Annotated in this window: 14 protein-coding genes and 1 pseudogene; 8 read left to right on the plus strand and 7 right to left on the minus strand. The window is 65.8% G+C overall.

The window, feature by feature from the left end; translation table 11 throughout:
• Positions 1 to 18 precede the first annotated feature (18 nt).
• Positions 19 to 1017 carry a DNA-binding protein gene (locus ACY8GK_RS05915; RefSeq protein WP_462402573.1) on the minus strand — a complete coding sequence of 333 codons (999 nt, stop codon included), beginning with the start codon at positions 1015 to 1017 and terminating at the stop codon, positions 19 to 21.
• Between the two features lie 87 nt (positions 1018 to 1104).
• Here ACY8GK_RS05915 and ACY8GK_RS05920 point away from each other — a divergent pair, with 87 nt between their 5' ends.
• Positions 1105 to 2202: a site-specific integrase gene (locus tag ACY8GK_RS05920; protein ID WP_462402574.1), complete on the plus strand. Its 1098-nt coding sequence runs from the start codon at positions 1105 to 1107 to the stop codon at positions 2200 to 2202.
• A gap of 211 nt (positions 2203 to 2413) precedes the next feature.
• Positions 2414 to 4738 (plus strand): putative bifunctional diguanylate cyclase/phosphodiesterase, encoded by a 2325-nt coding sequence (locus tag ACY8GK_RS05925; RefSeq protein WP_462402575.1) that lies wholly within the window; start codon positions 2414 to 2416, stop codon positions 4736 to 4738.
• Positions 4739 to 4746: 8 nt separating this feature from the next.
• On the opposite strand, the gene ACY8GK_RS05930 is transcribed toward ACY8GK_RS05925, so the two are convergent.
• Complete coding sequence (locus ACY8GK_RS05930; protein ID WP_462402576.1) at positions 4747 to 5889, minus strand: glycerate kinase; 1143 nt, start codon at positions 5887 to 5889, stop codon at positions 4747 to 4749.
• A 115-nt stretch (positions 5890 to 6004) separates the two neighbouring features.
• Complete coding sequence (locus ACY8GK_RS05935) at positions 6005 to 7102, minus strand: sugar diacid recognition domain-containing protein (protein WP_462402577.1); 1098 nt, start codon at positions 7100 to 7102, stop codon at positions 6005 to 6007.
• Positions 7103 to 7277: 175 nt separating this feature from the next.
• Between ACY8GK_RS05935 and ACY8GK_RS05940 the strand changes: the two genes are divergently transcribed.
• Positions 7278 to 8603: an MFS transporter gene (locus ACY8GK_RS05940; RefSeq protein WP_196178632.1), complete on the plus strand. Its 1326-nt coding sequence runs from the start codon at positions 7278 to 7280 to the stop codon at positions 8601 to 8603.
• Positions 8604 to 8680: 77 nt separating this feature from the next.
• Here the strand turns inward: ACY8GK_RS05940 and ACY8GK_RS05945 are convergent.
• Positions 8681 to 9088, minus strand: a pseudogene (locus ACY8GK_RS05945) (ammonium transporter); the annotation flags it as partial.
• A gap of 574 nt (positions 9089 to 9662) precedes the next feature.
• Between ACY8GK_RS05945 and ACY8GK_RS05950 the strand changes: the two are divergent.
• The 4 genes from ACY8GK_RS05950 (at position 9663) to ACY8GK_RS05965 (ending at position 13844) form a co-directional block, all read left to right on the plus strand.
• Entirely contained in the window at positions 9663 to 10700 is a 1038-nt protein-coding gene (locus tag ACY8GK_RS05950) for an NADP(H)-dependent aldo-keto reductase (protein WP_196178617.1), read from the plus strand.
• A gap of 143 nt (positions 10701 to 10843) precedes the next feature.
• Entirely contained in the window at positions 10844 to 11857 is a 1014-nt protein-coding gene (locus ACY8GK_RS05955) for an ABC transporter substrate-binding protein (RefSeq protein ID WP_462402578.1), read from the plus strand.
• Complete coding sequence (locus ACY8GK_RS05960; protein ID WP_196178613.1) at positions 11854 to 12705, plus strand: ABC transporter permease; 852 nt, start codon at positions 11854 to 11856, stop codon at positions 12703 to 12705. Before ACY8GK_RS05955 ends, ACY8GK_RS05960 begins: the two co-directional genes overlap by 4 nt.
• A 278-nt stretch (positions 12706 to 12983) precedes the next feature.
• Positions 12984 to 13844, plus strand: a complete 861-nt coding sequence (locus tag ACY8GK_RS05965; RefSeq protein ID WP_462402579.1) for a CAP domain-containing protein — start codon at positions 12984 to 12986, stop codon at positions 13842 to 13844.
• Between the two features lie 75 nt (positions 13845 to 13919).
• Here ACY8GK_RS05965 and ACY8GK_RS05970 read toward each other — a convergent pair whose 3' ends face one another.
• On the minus strand, positions 13920 to 14834 hold the full coding sequence (locus tag ACY8GK_RS05970; RefSeq protein ID WP_196178609.1) for a site-specific integrase: 915 nt from the start codon (positions 14832 to 14834) through the stop codon (positions 13920 to 13922).
• Between the two features lie 387 nt (positions 14835 to 15221).
• On the opposite strand from ACY8GK_RS05970, the gene ACY8GK_RS05975 reads away from it, so the two are divergent.
• Positions 15222 to 15482: a DUF1652 domain-containing protein gene (locus ACY8GK_RS05975; protein ID WP_196178607.1), complete on the plus strand. Its 261-nt coding sequence runs from the start codon at positions 15222 to 15224 to the stop codon at positions 15480 to 15482.
• A 131-nt stretch (positions 15483 to 15613) separates the two neighbouring features.
• Here the strand turns inward: ACY8GK_RS05975 and ACY8GK_RS05980 are convergent, their stop codons facing one another.
• Positions 15614 to 17113 (minus strand): efflux transporter outer membrane subunit, encoded by a 1500-nt coding sequence (locus tag ACY8GK_RS05980; RefSeq protein WP_196178605.1) that lies wholly within the window; start codon positions 17111 to 17113, stop codon positions 15614 to 15616.
• The gene (locus tag ACY8GK_RS05985; protein WP_462402580.1) at positions 17110 to 20223 is read right to left on the minus strand and encodes an efflux RND transporter permease subunit; all 3114 of its coding nucleotides are present in this window, start codon (positions 20221 to 20223) and stop codon (positions 17110 to 17112) included. The genes ACY8GK_RS05980 and ACY8GK_RS05985 overlap by 4 nt, the downstream gene beginning before the upstream one ends.
• Positions 20224 to 20304: the final 81 nt, after the last annotated feature.

The raw sequence follows: 20304 nt of genomic DNA on the forward strand, positions 1-20304 counted from the left end.
GCCTGGAGCCTGCGACTGCTACTTGCCCTTGCGGGGTCGTCGCGCCGGCGCCGCTGGGGCGTTGCCGATGGCGGTCAGCTGCTGACCGAGGGTATCGGCGCGGGCCTGCGCGGCGGCGGCCTGTTCGCGGGCTACGGCCAGCTCGGCGCGGGTTCGCTGGATCTGCGCCTGTTCTGCATGGAGCTGTTGCGTGGTGTCGTTCAGCGTCTGACGAGCCTGGTCGCGCTGTTCGAGCAAGGCCTGGGCCTGAGCCTGCACCGTCGCACGCTGCTCGCGGGTTTCGGCCAGTTCGGTCTGGCTGGCCAACAACTGCTGCTGCAACGTTTGCAGCCTGGCGTTGGCTTCCTTGAGCTGGGCATGCAGCGCCTTGCTCTCTTCGCGCGCACGATCGATCTCCCGAAACGCCCGGTCTTCCACATCGCGGGTGTATCGCTGCTGCTCGGCGCGGGCCTGCTCGGCCTGTTGCTGGCTGTCTTGCAGCTGCTGTCGGGTCTGGGCCAACTGCTGGCGCGCCTCGTCGCGCTGGCCCAGCAATTCCTCGCGCTGCTGGCGTAGATCCTCGATCTGCGCCAGGCGCTGGGCCAGCAGCTGTTCCAGGTCGCCCAGGCGGGTTTCGATCGCCTGCCGGGCGCTGTGCGCTTCGTTCGTCTGTTGCCGCGCCTGCGCCACATCCAGGCGTGCACGTGCCTCCAGCGCTGCCAGTTGTTCGCGCTCCTCCACCAGCACCTGTCGCTGGCCCGCCAGCGATTGCTCGACCACGCCCTGGGCCAGCAGCGTGGCTTGCTGCCAGATGGCGACGAAGGCTTGGGCTACTTCGGTGGGCAAGGCAGGCAAGCGGGTTTCGCCGCGCAGGCGGCTGGCCAGCTGTTCCCACCACTGATCGAGCAAGGCGCCGACCCGCGCCGGACTGCCTCGCCCCAGCTCCAGGCGCACCCGCTCGACCGTTGGCCGCTCGCCCCGCGCCAGCACGGCATCGGCCGCTGCGAACACGTCATTTTCCGGTACGCCTACCGCCATGGCTCGCTCTCCACTATATTAGGTCCGATAAGTGATCGTTATCCGACCTTAAAAATCCAGAATGTAATATATAATACGTTGAACGTAATGAAAAATACAAAACCGATTTTGCAGAGCTTTTCAGGCCCCCTGACCCTTCATCGACTGGATGAAAGCGCTCGCGCCGCTGCCGAAGCCTTCATGACGGCTGGAACAGCGGCCAATACCGTACGCAGCTATCGCAGCGCGCTGAGCTATTGGGCCGGCTGGCTGCAGCTGCGCTATGCCAGGACGCTGGGTGATGCAGGCCTGCCGGCCGCTGTCGTGGTGCAGTTCATCGTGGATCACCTGGCACGTCCGGATGGCAGCGGAAGCTGGAGCCACCTGCTACCTGTCCACCTGGATACGGCACTGGTCGCCGCCGGCATCAAGGCCAGGCCAGGCCCCCTGGCCTTCAACACCGTCAGCCATCGTCTGGCCGTCTTGGCCAAATGGCATCACTTACGGGGCTGGGACAACCCTTGCGAGACGCCCGCGGTCAGGACCTTGCTGCGCGAAGCGCGCAAGGCGCAGTCACGCCAGGGTGTGGCCGTGCGCAAGAAGACCGCGGTGGTCATGGAGCCGCTGCAAGCAATGCTCGCCACCTGCGATGATGGCGTGCGTGGCGTTCGAGATCGCGCCCTGCTGCTGCTGGCCTGGAGCGGCGGAGGTCGAAGGCGCTCCGAGGTGGTCGGCCTGCAGGTCGAGCATCTGCGACGGCTGGACGCCGACACCTGGCTATATGCCTTGGGAGCGACCAAGACCGACACCGGCGGCGTGCGCCGCGAGAAACCGCTGCGCGGCCCGGCGGCTCGGGCGCTGAGCGCCTGGCTGGCAGTCGCGCCAAGCGATTCGGGGCCGTTGTTCCGCCGTTTGTACAAAGGCGGCCGGGTAGGCAGCGACGGGCTTTCGGGCGACCAGGTGGCGCGTATCGTCAAGCGTCGGGCGCGCCTGGCCGGTCTCGACGGTGACTGGGCCGCCCATAGCCTGCGCTCGGGCTTCGTCACCGAAGCCGGCCGCCAGGGGGTGCCGCTTGGCGAAGTCATGGCCATGACCGAGCACCGCAGCGTCAATACGGTGATGGGTTATTTCCAGGCAGGGACCTTGCTGGACAGCCGTGCAAGCGACCTGCTGGGCCCCGCGGACGAAACACTCGCGGACTCGTGACGCCCGAGCAACTGTCGGTGAGTCTGTCCAAGGCCTTGTCACTTGCCGGACCCTGAGGCCGCTGCGCGGCCTATCGCGGCTCTACGGCCGCCCCCACGGTCGGCGAAGCCCTGCTGCCATTCGATCAACACGAGGCAAAAGGCCATTAGTCATCCTGCTGTCATACGGCTGTCGTAATGTCCGGCCGTCATTCAGGTTCGGAATCCGCGCAGTGAACCGTCGTCATGTCTCCTCCACGGGCTACCTGCCCTTGCTCCTGCTGGTTTCCTGCACGGTCATGCTGACGTTTCTCTGGGGCCTGTACTTCGACCAGAAGAGCACCTCCCGCCAGCACGTCCTGACAGCCAAGGCCGTCGAGCAACTGAACCTGACGAACATGGCCGCCCGACAGCTGCGCCAGTTGCTCGATCGCTTGCAGGCGCTGGGCCGCGGCACGCTCGCCGGGCGCATGTCACCGGCACCGCGCGGCGCCGACCTGGTACGCATACTGGCCGCGGATCCGGCCCTCGATCGAGTCAGCCTGTACGACCGGCAAGGTCAACTGCTCGCATCCAGCCACGCGGACGAGGCACCACGGCTGCGTGCTGCCTGGATAGAAGCGTCGCGCGCGCAGGTCCAGCGTCATGGCTTCGAGGCATTCCTGCCCCACTGGGAGCCAGGCGCCGAGGAGCGACCGAGCATTGCCGGTCAGCTGCCGTTTCTACTGCCGCTGGCCGATACCAGCGGCCGGCGGCTGGACGCCGTCCTGGCGATATGGGTGGACGTTACCTACCTGGCTGCGGCTTTCGAACACGTTGAACTCGGCTCCAGCGGCCTGGTTCGTCTGGTCCAGGACGATGGCCGCGAACGCCTGCGCATCGCGGCCACGGGCACGGTTGTCGAAGGCGAGCCGCTGCTGCCTGACCTGCCCGAGGACGGACGGCACGCAGGCCAGATCACCCAGTATGCTGCCCAAGGCACTTATCAGAGTCTGTATCGGCGGGACTCCGCGCGTGGCTACAGCGTGGTGCTCAGCCAGCGGCATGAGGAGATCCTGGCGGTGTACCGGCTGACCTATGCACGGCAACTCTGGCTCAATCTGGGCATGACTCTGATGATCGTGGCCAGCCTGGCGTGGACCCTGCGGTTGCTGCGCAAGCGCCAGGAGGCGTTCAACGCGCTGGAGCAGGCCCAGCAGGTCAACCAGCAACTGATCGAACGCCTGGAACAGGCACACCGACACAGCAGCCAGGCGGCCGCCACCGACCACCTCAGCGGCCTGCACAACCGGCGCCAGTTCGTCGCGATCGCCGACCAGGCACTCGTCCAGCAGCGCGGCAAACGCCGCCTGCTGGCGATCCTGTTCATCGACATGGACCGTTTCAAGTCGATCAACGACTCGCTCGGGCACAAGATCGGCGACCTGCTCTTGCAAGCCGTGGCCGGGCGCATCACGCGCATGCTCCAGCCTGGTGACGAAGCCTCGCGCTTTGGTGGTGACGAGTTCGTGGTGCTGTTGGCCGGCGAACGCAGCGAACAGCAGATCGATGCCTGGGTGCGCAGCCTGGTCGACAAGCTGTCGGCCACCTATGCGCTGGACGGCCAGGAAGTGAACACCAGCCCCAGCGTGGGCGTGGCGATCTGCCCTCGCGATGGCCAGGATGTCGACAGCCTGATCCGCTGCGCCGATGCCGCCATGTACTCGGCCAAGCAGGCCGGGCGGGCCCAGTACCGGTTCTTCGACCCTTCGCTGAACCGCTCCGACATCCAGGCCTTCACACTGGAACAGGCGCTTGGCAACGCCGTGGCGGAACGCCAGTTCGTCCTGCATTTTCAGCCACAGATCCGTCTCGACACGACCGATGTAACCGGCTACGAAGCACTGGTGCGCTGGCAGCATCCGACCTTCGGGCTGCTCTACCCCGATCGTTTCATCGACCTGGCCGAGCGCAGCGGCTTCATCGTCGCGCTAGGTTGGGAGGTGCTGCGCCTGGCCTGTGACACGCTGATCGACTGGGCCAGCGAGGGCTATTCGGGCAGGCTGGCGGTCAATGTGTCTGCCCTGCAGCTACGTCAGCCGGACTTCAGCGAACGTCTGCTCGACGAGCTGCGTCGACAGGGCATCGCTGCCGAGCGCCTGGAACTGGAAATCACCGAGACGGCCGTGCTCGATCCCGAGGGCATGGCCATCGAACACTTGCACCGCCTGCGCCAGGCCGGGCTCGGCGTCAGCCTGGACGATTTCGGCCGTGGCTATGCCGGCTTCGCCCACCTGCAGTCGCTGCCATTGAGCAAGCTGAAGATCGACCGGGCCCTGATCGCGCCACTGTCCAACAGCCACGATGACAGCCCGATCGTCTCCTCCACCATCATCCTGGCCAAAAGGCTCGGCCTGGAGGTAGTGGCCGAAGGGGTCGAGACGCGCGAACAGGTGGTATGCCTGAAACTGGCCGGCTGCGATATCGCTCAGGGCTACTACTTCAGCCGCCCGGTGGCCACGCCCCGGTTGCAGGAGCATCCGGCCAGCGCCGCCGCCGGGGAACGCGCCTGCCTTTGACGACGCACTCAGGCCGACCGCCGTGCGCACTGCCACAGCCGTGCGATATCACCGGCGCGCGCCTGCAGCAACCGTTCGGCGTCGGCGCAGGCCTGCTCCAGACTCATCGGCCCGCTGGCCAAGGCGAACGCGGCATCGATGCCGTGGGCATACAACGCTTCATAGCCCTCGCCCAAGGTGCCGGCCAACACCACCACGGGCACCCGGTGGCGCAGGGCGACACGCGCCACCCCCAGCGGCGTCTTGCCACGCAGCGTCTGGGCATCGAAACGGCCCTCGCCGGTGATGACCAGGTCGGCATCGCGCACCAGGGCATCCAGGCCGGCCAGCTCGGCCACCACCTCGACGCCCGGCCGGAACCGCGCGCCCATGAATGCCTTGGCGGCGAAGCCCATGCCGCCGGCCGCGCCGCAGCCAGGGAAGTCACGTACATCCTCGGCGAGCAGCTCGCCACAATGGTCGGCAAAGTGCCCCAGCGCCTGATCGAGCGCCTGCACCTGATCGGGCGTCGCGCCCTTCTGCGGGCCAAAGATCGCCGATGCGCCGTTGGCGCCACACAGCGGGTTGTCGACATCGGCCGCCACGTCCACCTGCACTTCAGCCAGACGTGGGTCGAGGTCGCTGGCATCGATGCGCGCCAGCCGGCCAAGCGCCAGGCCGCCCTCCTCCAGTGGCTGGCCCCGGTCATCCAGCAGACGCAGGCCCAAGGCACGCAGCATGCCGCTGCCAGCGTCGTTGGTGGCACTGCCGCCGATGGCCAGGACGATGCGCTGCGCACCGGCAGCCAGGGCGGCGGCGATCAGCTCACCGGTGCCCCAGGTGCTGCTGCGACAAGCATCGCGCTGGCCGGTCGGCACCAGTTGCAAGCCGCTGGCCTGGGCCATCTCGATGATGGCGGTACGGCTCTGCGCGAGCCAGCCCCAGCCAGCTTCGACCGGCTCGCCAAGCGGGCCACGCACGACCTGACGACGCAGCTCGCCGTCACTGGCGGCGAGAATCGCCTCCATGGTGCCTTCGCCGCCATCGGCCATCGGGCATTGCAGGCACTGGGCGCCTGGCCAGGCATTGGCCACACCGGTGGCGATGGCACGAGCGACACCGGCAGCGTCGAGGCTGTCCTTGAACGAATCGGGGGCGATGACGATCTTCATGGGATTCTCCTGGTCCAGATGACTGGCATGCTGACAGCAAGGTCACCAGCGGGCCTCGGTCGGATGCACAAAGGCCGCCAGGCTTGTTTGGGCAAATGCCGGCGGCGCCAGGCGCTCATTCCACCGGCCACAGCTGCAAGCCCAGGTAGAGGCTCAGCAGCCCTTCGAGTTTCAACGGATCGACCTCGCCCAGTTCGGCGATCCGCTCCATGCGATAGCGCAGGCTGTTGCGGTGGATACCCAAGGCATCGGCACAGGCCTGGCTCTGGCCGTCGTGGCTGCACCAGGCGCGCAAGGTCGCCAGCAATTGCCCGCTGGCATCGCGGCTGCGGATACGCTGCAAGGGTTCCAGCAACTCGGCCAGGGCGTCGTCGTCGCGATGGCGCCAGAGCAGTGCTGGCACCCGGTAGCGCTGCAGGCTCAGCAGGCGCTCGCCGGGCAGTATTTCGCGACCGTAGGCCAGCAGGTCACTCACCCGCCGGTACCCTCTGCGCAGTTGCTCGAGGTTGTCGGTCGCGACACCGGTGGCCAGCCGGATCACTGCCCAACCGTGCCGCTGCAGACGTTCGAGCAGGCGCTGCTCGTCCAGCACCGGGCTGGCCGGGCGGCACCAGAGCAGCGAATGCTGGGCGGCACTCAGGCACCAGCTGTCCGGATAACGATTCATCAGCCAGGCCGACAGCGCATCGGCAGCCAGGCCACTGTCCAGTTCGAACAGGCAGGGTATTCGCGCCAGGTACGGCTTGAGCCCGAGCTGCCGGGCCTCGTCCAGCAAGCGTGGGGTATTGCCACCACCGGCCAGCAGCAGTGCCAGCAGATCCTCGCTGCGTTGCCGACGCCATTGCTGTTCCTGCTGCTGGTGCCGCTGGCCAAGCAACATCTCCGCCGTCATGCGCACCAGTTCGCCATATGTGCGCAACTGCGCAGGCTCGCCCGTCAGGCCGAGCACACCGACCAGCTTGCCGTCGAGCATCAGCGGCAGGTTCACGCCAGGTTGCACGCCCTTGAGACACTTGGCTGCCTCGCCATCGAGCTCGACGATGCGCGCGTTGGCCAGCACCAGCTGGGCGCCTTCGTGGCGGGTGTTGATACGCTCAGGTTCGCCACTGCCGAGGATCAGGCCCTGGCTGTCCATGACGTTGACGTTGCAGGGCAGGATGGCCATCGCGCGCTCGACGATGTCCTGTGCCAACTCATGGTCCAGTTCGAACATGCAAGGTCCTTGGTATGCTGAGTCAGGTGGCGCTCGGGCTTGTCGTCCCACGGCACAGCCAGCCGCGCCGATTGCTGTGCAAAAGCACAAAGACAGCCGCGAGCCACTGCCAGAGACTCGTCAGGGCGAGCCTCCACAGGCGCCGCGGCAATTCCATAACAACAGAGAGTCCATCATGGCACACAGCCCTGCCGGCCACCAAGGCAAAGACCTCACCCGCGACGCGCTCTACCGGCGCATCACCGTGCGGCTGATTCCGTTCATTTTCATCTGCTATCTGTTCAACTACCTCGATCGGGTCAATGTCGGCTTCGCCAAGCTGCAGATGCTCGATGCGCTGAAGTTCAGCGAGACGGTCTATGGCCTCGGCGCCGGAATCTTCTTCATCGGCTATGTGCTTTGCGGCCTGCCGAGCAACCTGGCGCTCAATCGCTTCGGGCCACGGCGCTGGATCGCGCTGATGATGATCGTCTGGGGCAGCCTCTCGACCTGCCTGCTGTTCGTCACCACGCCCACCGAGTTCTACGCGCTGCGCCTGTTGACCGGCGCCGCCGAGGCCGGTTTCTTCCCCGGCGTGGTGCTGTACCTTTCGCGCTGGTTTCCGGCGGATCGTCGCGGACGCATCATGGCCCTGTTCATGTCGGCGATTCCGGTGTCCGGCCTGCTCGGTGGCCCGTTCTCCGGCTGGATTCTCGAGCACTTCGCCGCAGGTCAGCACGGCCTGGCCGGCTGGCAATGGATGTTCCTGATCCAGGGCCTGCCGACCGTGGCGCTGGGAGTGCTGGCCATCGTCCTGCTCAGCGATGGCTACCAGAGCGCGCGCTGGTTGACCCCGGCCCAGCGCCAGCTGATCGAGGCGGACCTGCAGGCCGATGCCGCGCGCAAGCCGTCGACCACCGGTGACAACGTGACCGCCGTGCTGACCAATCCACTGGTCTGGACGTTCGGCTTCGTCTACTTCTGCATTCAGAGCGGGGTCTATGCGATCAACTTCTGGCTGCCATCGATCATCAAGAACATGGGCTTCGACAGTGCCCTGCTGATCGGCTGGCTCAGCGCGATTCCCTACCTGCTGGCCGGCGTGTTCATGATCCTGGTCGGCCGCTCGGCGGACCTGCGCAACGAACGCCGCTGGCACCTGGTGGTGCCGATGCTGATGGGCGCCATCGGCCTGCTGATCGCCGTCAACTTTGCCCAGACGCCGGCGATCGCCATTCTCGGCCTGTCGATCGCGACCATGGGCGCGCTGACCGGCCTGCCGATGTTCTGGCCGATGCCCACTGCCCTGCTCAGCGCCAGCGCAGCGGTGGCCGGGCTGGCCATCATCAACTCGGTGGGGCAGATGGCTGGCTTTCTCAGCCCTTACCTGGTCGGCTTCATCAAGGACCAGACTGGCTCGACCGATGCGGCGCTGTATTCGCTGGCTGCGCTGATCGTGGTCGGCAGCCTGGTGGCGCTGCGGGCCAGCCGCGCCGGCACGCTGGCGCCACAGGTGCGCTAGCGGCAGCGATCGCGCCCAGGCCCGCCGCTCGCGGACCTGGGCGCCATATTGGGCATGCGCCTGGCTGCGCCAGCGGCTCAGCTGTTGTACGCTCGCTCGTCGTGCTCTGCCAGATCCAGGCCCTGCTGTTCGTTTTCCACGCTGGTGCGCAAGCCGATCGACAGCTTGATCAAGCCGAGAATCGCGCCGCTGACCAGCAGGCAATAGACGAAGGTGAACGCGACCCCCTGCAACTGGATCCAGGCCTGTGCCAACGGATCGACGCCGTCCACATAGCCGCCCAGCGACGGCGAAGCGAATGGCCCGGTAAGCAGTGCCCCGACCATCCCCCCGACCCCATGCAAGCCGAACACATCGAGGCTGTCGTCGTACCCCAGCGCCCGCTTGAGCCGGGTCACCGCCAGCAGGCAGGCCAGGGCTCCCAGGGGCGAGACATAGGCACACGCCGGGGTGATGCCCACCAGCCCCGCCAAGGCGCCTGAAGCAGCCAACCCACCGACGATCAGCGCTGGCGTGATGATGGCGAAGGTCAGCTGGAAGACGCTGGACACTTCCTGGGTCACGGCCGTACCGCCCTGCATGCCGTCGAGCACGATCACCTCGGCGCCGGCCTTCACCGCCAGCTTGACGTCGTAGTACATGCTGAGGAAGGCTGGCGCTGGCTCGGACATTCGCCGATTCGGCGTGGAGGCCCAACGGCTGCTGCGGCTGGAAAAGGCCAAATGGTGTAGAGACAGGGCCGCTGCCACAGGTTGGTGAGCCGAGCCTCGCGCCCTCGGTAGGTATTTGCCGGCCCGCGTAGGAGCGGCCAGGCGACCACCGCTCTCCCGCGCTGGCACGGCTCGCACAGGAATCCCTTTTCAAACCCGCCGAGCCCTCAGGCCACGTGGCGGCCTGAGGTGATAACCTGCCGAAACGGGCTGACCGTGCCAGAGCCTTGTCAGCCCTCCCGATGCCGGTCAGCATGTGCCTGAGATCACAAGGATCAGGCGATACCACCGCCAGTGGCTGCCAGCACGGCCGCCTGGCTTGAAGAACCTCTGTCTCGGAGACCCTCGCATGCAAAGACGTACCCTCGGACGCACCGATCTCTCGGTCAGCGTCATCGCCCTCGGCACCATGACCTGGGGCGAACAGAACACCCAGGACGAAGCCTTCGAACAGATTCGCCTGGCCAAGGATGCCGGCGTCAATTTCCTCGATACCGCCGAGATGTACCCGGTCCCTCCCAACGGTGACACCTATGGCAGTACCGAGCGCATCATCGGTGAATACCTGCGCAGGTTCGGCGACCGTGGCGACTGGGTCCTGGCCAGCAAGGTAGCCGGCCCGGGCCGGATGGCGCACATCCGTGATGGCAATCCACGCCTGGATCGGACCAATATCGTGAAGGCGCTGGACGCCAGCCTCGAACGCCTGCACACCGACTACCTGGACCTGTACCAACTGCACTGGCCGGACCGCAAGACCAACTTCTTCGGCCAGCTGGGGTTCACCCACGATCCAGACGATCAGTTCGTCGCCATCGAAGACACCCTGGAAGTGCTGGACGAACTGGTCAGGGCAGGCAAGATCCGGCATATCGGCCTGTCCAACGAGACGCCGTGGGGCACCATGCGCTTCCTGGAGCTGGCGCAAAGCCGTGGCTGGCCACGGGCGGTGTCGATCCAGAACCCGTACAACCTGCTCAATCGCAGCTTCGAGGTCGGCCTTGCCGAGATTGCCGTGCGTGAGGATATCGGCCTGCTGGCCTATTCGCCGCTGGCCTTCGGCGTGCTCAGTGGCAAGTACCTGGACGGTGCCCGGCCGGCCAAGGGTCGCCTGACCCTGTTCGAGCGCTTCCAGCGCTACACCAACCCGCAGGCCGAGCGCGCGGCACGCCAGTACGTGGCATTGGCCCGCGAACGTGGCCTGGATCCGGCGCAGATGGCCCTGGCGTTCGTGACCAGCCGGCCATTCGTGACCAGCAACATCATCGGCGCGACCACCCTCGAGCAACTGCGCGCCAACCTGGCCAGCGTCGAGCTGCAAATGGATGACGAACTGCTGGCCGCGCTCGAGGGCATCCATGTCCAGCAGCCTAACCCTGCTCCCTGACATGCCGGCCGCCAGCGGCAAGCTACAAGCTGACCGAGCCCTTCAGATACCTTGGTCGGCTTGAAGCTTGCCGTTTGCCGTTTGAGCTGCGCGAGTTGCCGCTACACTGTGCCAACATGTTCCCGCAACCTGCGAGGCGTGCGATGAAGACCAAGTCCTGGTTTCTGGCCAGTCTGTTGCTGCTGATGGGATTGGCGCCTGGGGTGGCGACTGCCGCCGACGCGCAGAAACCGATCCTGTTCGGCAGCCTTACCTGGGAAAGTGGCGCTTTCACCACCGAGTTGCTGCGTCATATCGTCGAGAACGGCTACGGCTATCCCACCGACACGCTTCCCGGCAGCACGGTAAGCATGGAAGTGGCATTGGCGCGCAATGACCTGCAAGTGATCGCCGAAGAGTGGGCTGGGCGCAGCCCTGCCTGGGTCAAGGCCGAGCAGGCCGGGCAGGTATTCGCCTTGGGCGACACGGTCAGGGAGGCCAAGGAAGGCTGGTGGGTGCCGGCTTACGTGACAAAGGGCGACCCGACTCGCAACATCGAGCCGATGGCACCGGACCTGCGCAGCGTCGAAGACCTCAAACGCTACGCACACGTGTTTCGCGACCCGGAGTCGCCTGGCAAGGGGCGTTTTCTCAACAGCCCCAGCGGCTGGACGTCGGAAATCGTCAACAGCCAGAAGCTCAAGGCCTATGGCCTGGACGGCCTGTACAGCAACTTCCGCAGTGGCACCGGCGCGGCCCTGGACGCCGAGATCACCTCGGCCGTGCGGCGTGGCCAACCGGTGCTGTTCTATTACTGGAGCCCGACCCCGCTGATGGGTCGGCTCGACCTGGTGCAGCTCGAGGAGCCTCCCTTCGATGCCACGGCCTGGGCGAGCCTGAGCGACCCGAACAACCCCAACCCGCGTGGCAGCCGCTCTTTGCCAGCCAAGCTGTCGATCGGTGTTTCCGCGCCATTCCATCGGCAGTACCCCGAGCTGGTGGCTTTTTTCGAAAAGGTCGATATTCCCATCGAGTTGATGAACCAGGCCCTTGCCCAGATGAGCGAGAAACGTCAACCGGCCAGCGAAGCCGCGCGACATTTCCTGCGCCAGCACCCCGAGGTGTGGAAGGCGTGGTTGCCTGATCAGGTCGCTGCCAAGGTAGAGGCCGCACGATGAGCGGCGGCTTTCCCGAAACCTTGCAGTTTTCATTCGCGGCGCAGGTCAACGCCTTCGTCGACTGGCTGGTGGTGCATTACGGCGATGCATTGCGCGCCGTTTCCGACCAGCTGTTGCAGCTGTTGGTCGGCCTGGAGAACCTGCTTCGCCTCACACCTTGGTGGCTGCTGCTGGCTGCGGTTGGCCTGCTGGCCTGGCACGCGACTCGCCAGCTTTCCAAGACCCTGGCCATGATGGCGCTGGTGCTGCTGATCGGCATGCTCGGACTCTGGGACCAGCTGTTGCAGACCCTGGCGCTGGTGCTGATCAGCACCAGCCTGTGCCTGTTGTTCGGCGTGCCCCTGGGCATCCTGCTGGCCAGCCGACCGCTGGCCCGCCGTCTCCTGCTACCGGTGCTGGACGTGATGCAGACCCTGCCGGCATTCGTCTATCTGATCCCGGTACTGATGCTGTTCGGCCTGGGCAAGGTTCCGGCGGTGTTCGCCACCCTAGTCTATGCCCTGCCGCCGCTGGTGCGGCTGACCGAGCTGGGGTTGAGCCAGATCGACCCCTCGCTGCTGCGCGCCGCGCGCGGCCTGGGCGCCGGCCGCTGGCAAGCGCTGCGGCGCATCGCCCTGCCGCTGGCCTTGCCGAGCATCATGGCCGGCCTCAACCAGTCGGTGATGATGGCGCTGTCGATGGTGGTGGTGGCTTCGATGATCGGCGCACGCGGTCTTGGCGAGGATGTGCTGGCCGGTATCCAGACGCTCGATGTGGGACGCGGCCTGGAGGCTGGCCTGGCCATCGTCGCCCTGGCCATGGTCATCGATCGCATCAGTCAGGCCTACGGGCGTCCCCGCCAGGCGTGAAGCGGCAAGCTGCAAGCTGCAAGCTGCAAGCTGCAAGCTGCAAGCAGATCGTGGTGGGTTCAGCCAGCACGTTCAGCTCGTGGGCCTGGAGCTTGCCGCTTGTGGCTAGCGGCTTGCAGCTCGTGCCGTTCGCGTCCCGCACTTTTTGGCTGACCGCTTGTCCATATGCTCCTTTTGCCCGTTTGGCCTGTACGCGCCGTCTGGGCCAAACGTCGAGCGCTTGTGTGTAGGATGGTCAGCGCAGTTCGAGGCCGCTGCCAGTCATAGGGAGATTATTCATGCGCGTCCTGTCATCCGTTGCGTGCCTTGTCGGCTCGGCACTGGTACTGGGCTCAGCTGCGGTCCAGGCAGCCACCGGCGAGGAAGCGCAGCTGATCGAGTCGATCAACAGCTATCGCAGCCAGGCTCAGCGCTGCGGCGGCGAAGCGTCGCTCGAGCTGCCACCGCTCAACAGCGACACGCGACTGGCGCTCTCGCCAGAGGGGACCCGCGACCTGCAGCAGGCCATGACGCGCGCGGCGTACCCGATGGTCAATGTCCAGGCGATCAGCCTTTCCGGCCCACGCAATGCGCAAGCGGCCATGGGCGTGATCGAGGAAAGCTTCTGCCAGGTAGTGCTCGATCCGCAATTCGTCGACATCGGGGTCAGCCAGGAGGGTCGCGACTGGCGCATCGTGCTGGCCAGGCCGCTGCTCAGCGGGCGGCTGGGAGACTGGCAGGTCGAAGGACAGAAGCTGCTGCAGGAGATCAACGCCGCGCGCGCCCTGCCCCGTCAGTGCGGCGGCCAGCCATTCGGCGAGACCGGGCCGCTGCACTGGAGCACCACCCTGGCATCCGTCGCTGCCAGCCATACCCGTTCGATGGCCAATCACAACTACTTCGACCATATCGACCGCGACGGCCGGACCCCAGGCGACCGTGCGGAACTGGCAGGCTACCTGTACCAGCAGCTTGGCGAGAACATCGCCGCCGGCCGCGATACGCCAAGGAAAGTGGTGGACGGCTGGCTGGCCAGCCCCGGACACTGCGCGACATTGATGAACCCCGGGTTCAAGGAACTGGGCGCTGCCTACGCGGTGGACCCCAAGAGCGACGCCGGGATCTACTGGACCGCGATGTTCGGTGCGCCCCAATCGTGAGTCGCCCAGGTCGTCGCGCCAGCCGGCACCGCTGAACTCGGGCTGGCCCAGGCAGCCAATGCAAGGTCACGGGCTTCAGTAATCGAACCGATCCACCGCGCGCCGGCGCTCGTTGTCGTCGCGACGGTCGTAGCCGGCGGTGGTCTGGATGTTGGCGTGATGCGCCAGCTTCTGGGCGATCGACAAGTCGTGTTCCTCGATGACCCGGGTGATGAACGCGCGGCGAAAATCGTGCGGCATGATCTTCACGCCGACCTGCGCACCGCGCTGGCGCGCGATGTAGTAGATCGCATGCTTGGTGATGCGCGCGCGAGTGATGTGGTTGCCGCGACGGATGCGGTTGAACAGGAACGGATCGTCCGCAACCCCCTCGGGCAGGTTCTGCCGCCGATACTCGAGCCACGCGTCGAGCTTTTCGAACACCCATGGGGGCGCGTACTTGAGCAGTTGCCGGTTGCCCTTGCCGAGCACCTGCACGCTGCGTTCCTGAAAATCGACCTGGCTGATGTCGATATTGACCGACTCCGACTTGCGCATGCCGGTGCCGTACAGCAAGGCGATGATCGCTGCGTCCCTGATGCCCTGGGGACGCGGGTCGGCGGCGCAGACGTCCATCAGTTCGCGGATCAGGCTGCGGCGCAGGTTACGTCCCGGCGGCAAGCGGCTGCCACCGGCTGGTTTGACCTCGCGGATGCGCAGCAAGTGTTCGTGGCTGATCAGCTCCAGGCGCCAGGCTTCGTTCATGACACCACGAATCGCGTTCACATACAGCGACGAGGTGTTGGGCGCGAAGCCGTCGGTGCGTAGCGCGGCGACCAGGCCGATCACCTGCCCCGGCTGAAGGTCGTGCCAAGGCACGTCATGGATGTCGCAGTCTTCGAAACCTAGGCGGTCGGCGGCATCCTGCAGGATGTAACGCATGGTCAGCTGGCTGGAGGGTGCCAGCCGGGCCAGGTATTGCAAGAGAGGGTTGCTTGGAAGCACGGGCAAAACAGGGTCCTATGGGTAGCCTGGGACGGGCATGCGCGTGGGACAGGCGCAGCTGACTGTAGATGGTACTCCATTGCATGGGCCGGTTCGATCGATGGCACAGCGGCAGCAGTCAATGCGACAGAAAACCGTTGGTCGGAAAAATGACGCCCCACGGGAGCAACACGTTTATCGTCGGAGTCCCCGACAGGCCCGTGCTAGACACCTGTATCAGGCATGAGCCAGTTTCGACAGCGATCGGCTACCTGGCGACTGCCTCGTACGGTGGCATAACTGTCATGTTCAGCAGGAGAAACTGCCAACGGTGATGCTATCGTTACCATTCCCACCCGGCCGAGGAACGGCCGTACGATCACCGCGTTCAGGATCATGGACAAGGAGGCTGGCATGAACAAGATGACGTTCCCCAACGCCTGCCAGGTGATGCGCTGGCATTTCCATCCGCTTGGCTTCGAAGCCACGATGGATGCCCCGCGCAGCATGGTGGCACGCGTCTTCGATCGTGCCAGTGGCGAAACACTGCTGGCCATCGCGGGCATACCCTGCACCGCGATCATGTCGGCCGCCGAGGTCGAGCGGATCATAGAGGCCGTCGAGGCCGAAATGGAGGCGTTCGTGCCTTCTCGCACGTTGCGCAATGCAGGTTGAAGCACACGGCCGTGGCTTCGATCAGGGGAAGTCGTCGATGGACAGCTCCACGCTCTTCCCGACCAGCTCGCAGGGGCCACTGCCAGGAGCCGGTTCCCGTTCCGTGGATGATGCCGCTCTGCCGCGCCAGCCTACTCGCTCTCTTCCTGCGCCTGGGCAAACGCCGCCCGGGCTTCCCAGCCCCCACCTAGCGCGGCGATCAGTTGCACGCTGGCGACCAGTCGGCCTTCGAGCAGATTCAAGGTGCTGCGCTCGTTGCTCAAGGCAGTGGCCTGCACGTTGACCACGTCCAGGTAACCGATCAGGCCGGCCTTGTACTGGTTCTCGGTCAGGCGCAAGGATTCACGCGCGGCGGCGAGCGCTTCGTCGCGGACCACGGCCTCCTCGCCATAGACCTTCAGCTGCGCCAGGTAGTTTTCCACCTCCCGGAAGCTGTCGAGCACCGTCTGGCGATATTGGGCCACGGTCTGGTCGTAGACCGCTACCGTCCGGTCGACCTCGGCGCTGCGCCGTCCGCCGTCGAACAAGGTCATGGCCAGTTGTGGCCCGACCGACCAGAAACGGTTCGGCAGGCTGATCCAGTCACTGAAGCTGCTACTGCTGTAGCCGCCGCTCATGCTCAGGGTCAGGTCTGGGAAATAGGCGGCGCGGGCTACGCCGATGTTGGCGTTGGCGGCCATGACCTGACGTTCGGCCGAAGCGATGTCCGGCCGGCGTTCAAGCAGCTGCGAAGGCAATGCCAGGGGAATCGCCGGCAGGCTCGGGATGTCGTCGCGGGCGGCCAGGGCGAAGTCGGCTGGCGCCCTGCCCAGCAGCACGGCGATGGCATTCTCGAACTGCGCCCTTTGCCAGGCCAGGTCGATCAGATCCGCCTCGGTGCTCTTGAGCTGGGTACGTGCCTGGGCCACCGCATCTGGCCCGGACACTCCGGCGCGGTACTGGTTCTCGGTCATCCTCAAGGAGCGCTGGTAGGCGGCCACGGTGGCTTCGAGCAAGCGCTTCTGCGCATCGATGACGCGCAGTTGCAGGTAGTTCTGGGCCAGCTCCGACTGCAGGCTCAGACGGATCGCCGCCAGGTCGGCGATGCTGGCCTCGGCGCTGGCCTCGCTGGAGGCCAGGGTATCGCGCAGCTTGCCCCACAGATCGAGCTCCCAGTTGACCCCCAGCTGGGCATTGTACGTGTTGCGAATGCCACTGCTGTTGTTGCTCAGGCTCGAGCTGCTGCTGCCGGCGCCCTGGGCGGAACGGGTCTTGGCCACGCTCAGGTCGAGGCTGGGGAACAACGCCCCCCTGCTGCTGCGTACCAGCGCCTGGGCCTGGCGATACTGCGCCTCGTACTGGGCGATGGTCTGGTTGCCGCGGTTGAGTTCCTCGATCAGCGCGTTGAGCTGCGCATCACCGTACAGCTCCCACCAGGCGCCACGGGCCATGGCATCCGACGGTTTGGCCTGGGTCCAGCCCTCGGCCTGCTTGAACTGTGCCGAGCTGGTCAGCTCGGGGCGGTGGTAGTCCGGGCTGAGGGTGCAGGCACTGAGCAGCACCAGGCACAGGCCGGTGCCAAGCAGGCGCGAGCCACGCTTTGCGGCGAGATGGCGCAGGGCTTGGTGAATTGAGGTCTGGGCAAAGGTCATAGCGGATTTTCCAGGGCTGCGTCGGTGCGCACGCCACGCCAGCGGTTGAAACGGTGACGCAGGCGATCGAAGTACAAATAGACCACCGGCGTCGTATACAAGGTCAGGACCTGGCTGAACACCAGGCCACCGATGATGGTCAGGCCCAGCGGCTGGCGCATTTCCGCGCCCTCGGCGGTGCTCAGCAGCAACGGCAGCGCACCGAGGATCGCGGCCAGGGTGGTCATCAGGATCGGTCGCAAGCGCAGCAGGCAGGCCTGGCGAATCGATTCCTCGGGTGCCAGGCCCTGGTTGCGCTCGAGCTGCAGGGCCAGGTCGATCATCAGGATGGCGTTCTTCTTGACCACCCCGATCAGCAGGAACAGGCCGAGCATGGAGATCAGGCTGAACTGCCCGCCAGTGACGTACAGCGCCAGCAAGGCGCCGACCCCGGCCGAGGGCAAGGTCGACAGGATGGTCAGCGGATGGATGTAGCTTTCGTAGAGAATGCCCAGTACCAGGTAGACCAGCACCAGCGCGCCGAGGATCATCAGGGGTTGGCCCTGCTGGGTCTTGGCGAAGGCATCGGCGGTGCCGCCGAGCTTGGCGATCACCGCCTCGGGCAGGCCGACCCGGGCCACGGCGCGCTCCACGGCGGCCAGGGCCTGGTCGGGGCTGTAGCCCTCGGCGACATCGAAGGCGATGTCTTCGGAAGCGAACTGCCCTTCATGGCTGACCCGGTCGTTGGCCAGGCTGTTCTCATAGTGAGCGAACGCCGACAGCGGCACCCGCGCGCCGTCGCTGGTGATCACCTGCACCTGTTCCAGCGTGCTCGGGTCCCAGGCGTACCTGGGATTGATCTCCAGGACCACCTGGTACTGGTTGAGGCTGTCGTAGATGGTCGAGATCTGCCGTTGGCTGTAGGCGTTGTTAAGCACCGTGGTCACCATCTGCATGTCGATCCCCAGGCGCTTGGCCTGGTCGCGGTCGATCACCAGGGTGACCTGCTGCGTGCCGCTGCCATCGTTGGCGTCGATGGCCGTCAGCTCCGGCAGTGCGCGCAGCGCCGCGGTGACCTTCGGATACCATTCGCGCAGGGCCGCCAGGTCGCCGCTCTGCAAGGTGTAGAGGTACTGCGAGGTACTCTGGTCACGACCTCCGCCCCCGAGCTGAAGGTCCTGGTCGGCCATCAGGAACAACCGCCCACCCGGAACCTTGGGCAGGTCCCTGCGCAGCCGTTCGATGACCTGTTGCGCTGAATCCTCGCGCTGCTTGATCGGTTTGAGACGCACCAGCACCATGGCGTTGTTGGTGCCGCTGTTGCCGCCAATGAAGCCAGCGACGCTCTGGACCGCGGGATCGGCGAGCAAGGCCCGGCGATAGATCTCCATCTTCGGCTGCATCACGGTGAACGACAGTCCGTCATCGCCGCGGATGAAGCCTATCAGCTGGCCGGTGTCCTGCTGCGGCATCAAGGTCTTGGGCACGACCACATAGAGCACGACATTGAGCACGATGGTCGCCAGCAGGCTGAGCAGCGTCAGCCGGCGATGCCGCAGGGCCCAGCCGAGGCTGCGATCGTAGCCGGCAATCATGCGCTGGTGCAGGTGCTCGCTCCAGCGCTGCAGACGGTTCTGTTCGCGGGTTTGCTGCTGCGGCGTCAGCCAGCGTGCGCAGAGCATCGGCGTCAGGGTCAGCGAGACCAACAGGGAAACGAGTATGGCCGCGGCCAGCGTGACCGAGAATTCCATGAACAGACCGCGCACGATGCCGCCCATGAACAGGATCGAGACGAACACGGCCACCAGCGACACGTTCATCGACAGCAGGGTGAAGCCCACTTCCTGGGCACCCAGGAAGGCGGCGCGCAAGGGCGACTGGCCGTTCTCGATGTGCCGCGAAATGTTTTCCAGCACCACGATGGCATCGTCGACCACAAGGCCGGTGGCCAGGATCAGTGCCATCAGCGACAGGTTGTTGAGCGAGAAGCCGCACAGGTACATCACCGCGAACGTGCCGACCAGCGAGACCGGCACCGCCAGGCTGGGAATCAGCGAGGCGCGCAGGTTGCCGAGGAACAGGTAGACCACCAGGATCACCAGGCCGACCGCGATGAGCAAGGTATGCTCGGCTTCGGCCAAGGTCGCCTGGATCACCGGCGAACGGTCCATGGCGATGTCCAGCTTGACGCTGGCCGGCAGCAGCGACTGCAAGGCCGGCAGCTGTTCCTTGATCTGCCTGACCGTCTCGATGATGTTGGCTCCGGTCTGGCGGTTGATCACCAGCAGCACGGCGTCCTGGTCATTGAAGAAGCCACTGTTGTAGCGGTTCTCCACGCCGTCGGTGATCCTGGCCACGTCGCTCAGGCGCAGGATCGCGCCGTTCTCCTGGCGAATCACCAGCGGCTCGTAGTCTGCGGCCTTTTCCAGCTGGTCGTTGGCGCGTACCTGCCAGTTGCGCTCGGCATCCTCGACGAAGCCCATCGGTCGGCGCTGGTTGGCGTTGGCCACGGCCGCCCGAACCTCATCCAGCGCCAGGCCGTACTGGTTGAGCAGCTGTGGCTCCACGGCGATGCGTACCGCTGGCAACGAGCTGCCACCGATCTGCACCTCCCCTACCCCCGAAACCTGAGCCAGGCTCTGGGACAGGATGGTGTCGGCCAGGTCGTAGAGCTGGCCTTTCTGCAAGATCGTCGAAGTCAGCGACAACACCATGATCGGCGCCTGGGAAGGGTCGATCTTCTTGTAGGTGGGCATGCTGCGCATGCCGCTGGGCAACAGGTTGCGCGCGGCGTTGATCGCGGCTTGCACCTCGCGCGCGGCGGCATTGACGTCGCGTCCCTGCTCGAACCCGATGATGACCCGGGTCGAGCCCTGGTTCGAACTGCTGGTGAGGGTAGTGACCCCGGCGATACTGCCCAGCTTGCGCTCCAGCGGCGTGGCCACGCTCGAAGCCATGACTTCGGGGCTCGCGCCAGGCAGGTTGGCCTGGACCACGATGACCGGGAAGTCCAGTGCCGGCAACGGGGCCACTGGTAGCAGGCCAAAGCTGACGCCGCCCAGCAGCATGATCGCGATGCTCAGCAACAGGGTCGCCACTGGCCGGCGGATGAAGGGTGCCGACAGATTCATGAGCAGCTCCCCGCGGCAAGCGGCGAACTGCCAGCGACAGCTGGATGGCGGCACACCACGGCCCACTGCCGCCCCGCCCCG

It is taken from the genome of Pseudomonas sp. Marseille-QA0332, from assembly GCF_054950175.1.

Excerpts from the sequence above, each read along its gene's own strand:
- ACY8GK_RS05915 (WP_462402573.1), bottom strand. The coding sequence starts at position 1,017 with ATGGCGGTAGGCGTACCGGAAAATGACGTGTTCGCAGCGGCCGATGCC.
- ACY8GK_RS05920 (WP_462402574.1), top strand. The coding sequence starts at position 1,105 with ATGAAAAATACAAAACCGATTTTGCAGAGCTTTTCAGGCCCCCTGACC.
- ACY8GK_RS05930 (WP_462402576.1), bottom strand. The coding sequence starts at position 5,889 with ATGAAGATCGTCATCGCCCCCGATTCGTTCAAGGACAGCCTCGACGCT.
- ACY8GK_RS05935 (WP_462402577.1), bottom strand. The coding sequence starts at position 7,102 with ATGTTCGAACTGGACCATGAGTTGGCACAGGACATCGTCGAGCGCGCG.
- ACY8GK_RS05940 (WP_196178632.1), top strand. The coding sequence starts at position 7,278 with ATGGCACACAGCCCTGCCGGCCACCAAGGCAAAGACCTCACCCGCGAC.
- ACY8GK_RS05950 (WP_196178617.1), top strand. The coding sequence starts at position 9,663 with ATGCAAAGACGTACCCTCGGACGCACCGATCTCTCGGTCAGCGTCATC.
- ACY8GK_RS05955 (WP_462402578.1), top strand. The coding sequence starts at position 10,844 with ATGAAGACCAAGTCCTGGTTTCTGGCCAGTCTGTTGCTGCTGATGGGA.
- ACY8GK_RS05960 (WP_196178613.1), top strand. The coding sequence starts at position 11,854 with ATGAGCGGCGGCTTTCCCGAAACCTTGCAGTTTTCATTCGCGGCGCAG.
- ACY8GK_RS05965 (WP_462402579.1), top strand. The coding sequence starts at position 12,984 with ATGCGCGTCCTGTCATCCGTTGCGTGCCTTGTCGGCTCGGCACTGGTA.
- ACY8GK_RS05975 (WP_196178607.1), top strand. The coding sequence starts at position 15,222 with ATGAACAAGATGACGTTCCCCAACGCCTGCCAGGTGATGCGCTGGCAT.
- ACY8GK_RS05980 (WP_196178605.1), bottom strand. The coding sequence starts at position 17,113 with ATGACCTTTGCCCAGACCTCAATTCACCAAGCCCTGCGCCATCTCGCC.
- ACY8GK_RS05985 (WP_462402580.1), bottom strand. The coding sequence starts at position 20,223 with ATGAATCTGTCGGCACCCTTCATCCGCCGGCCAGTGGCGACCCTGTTG.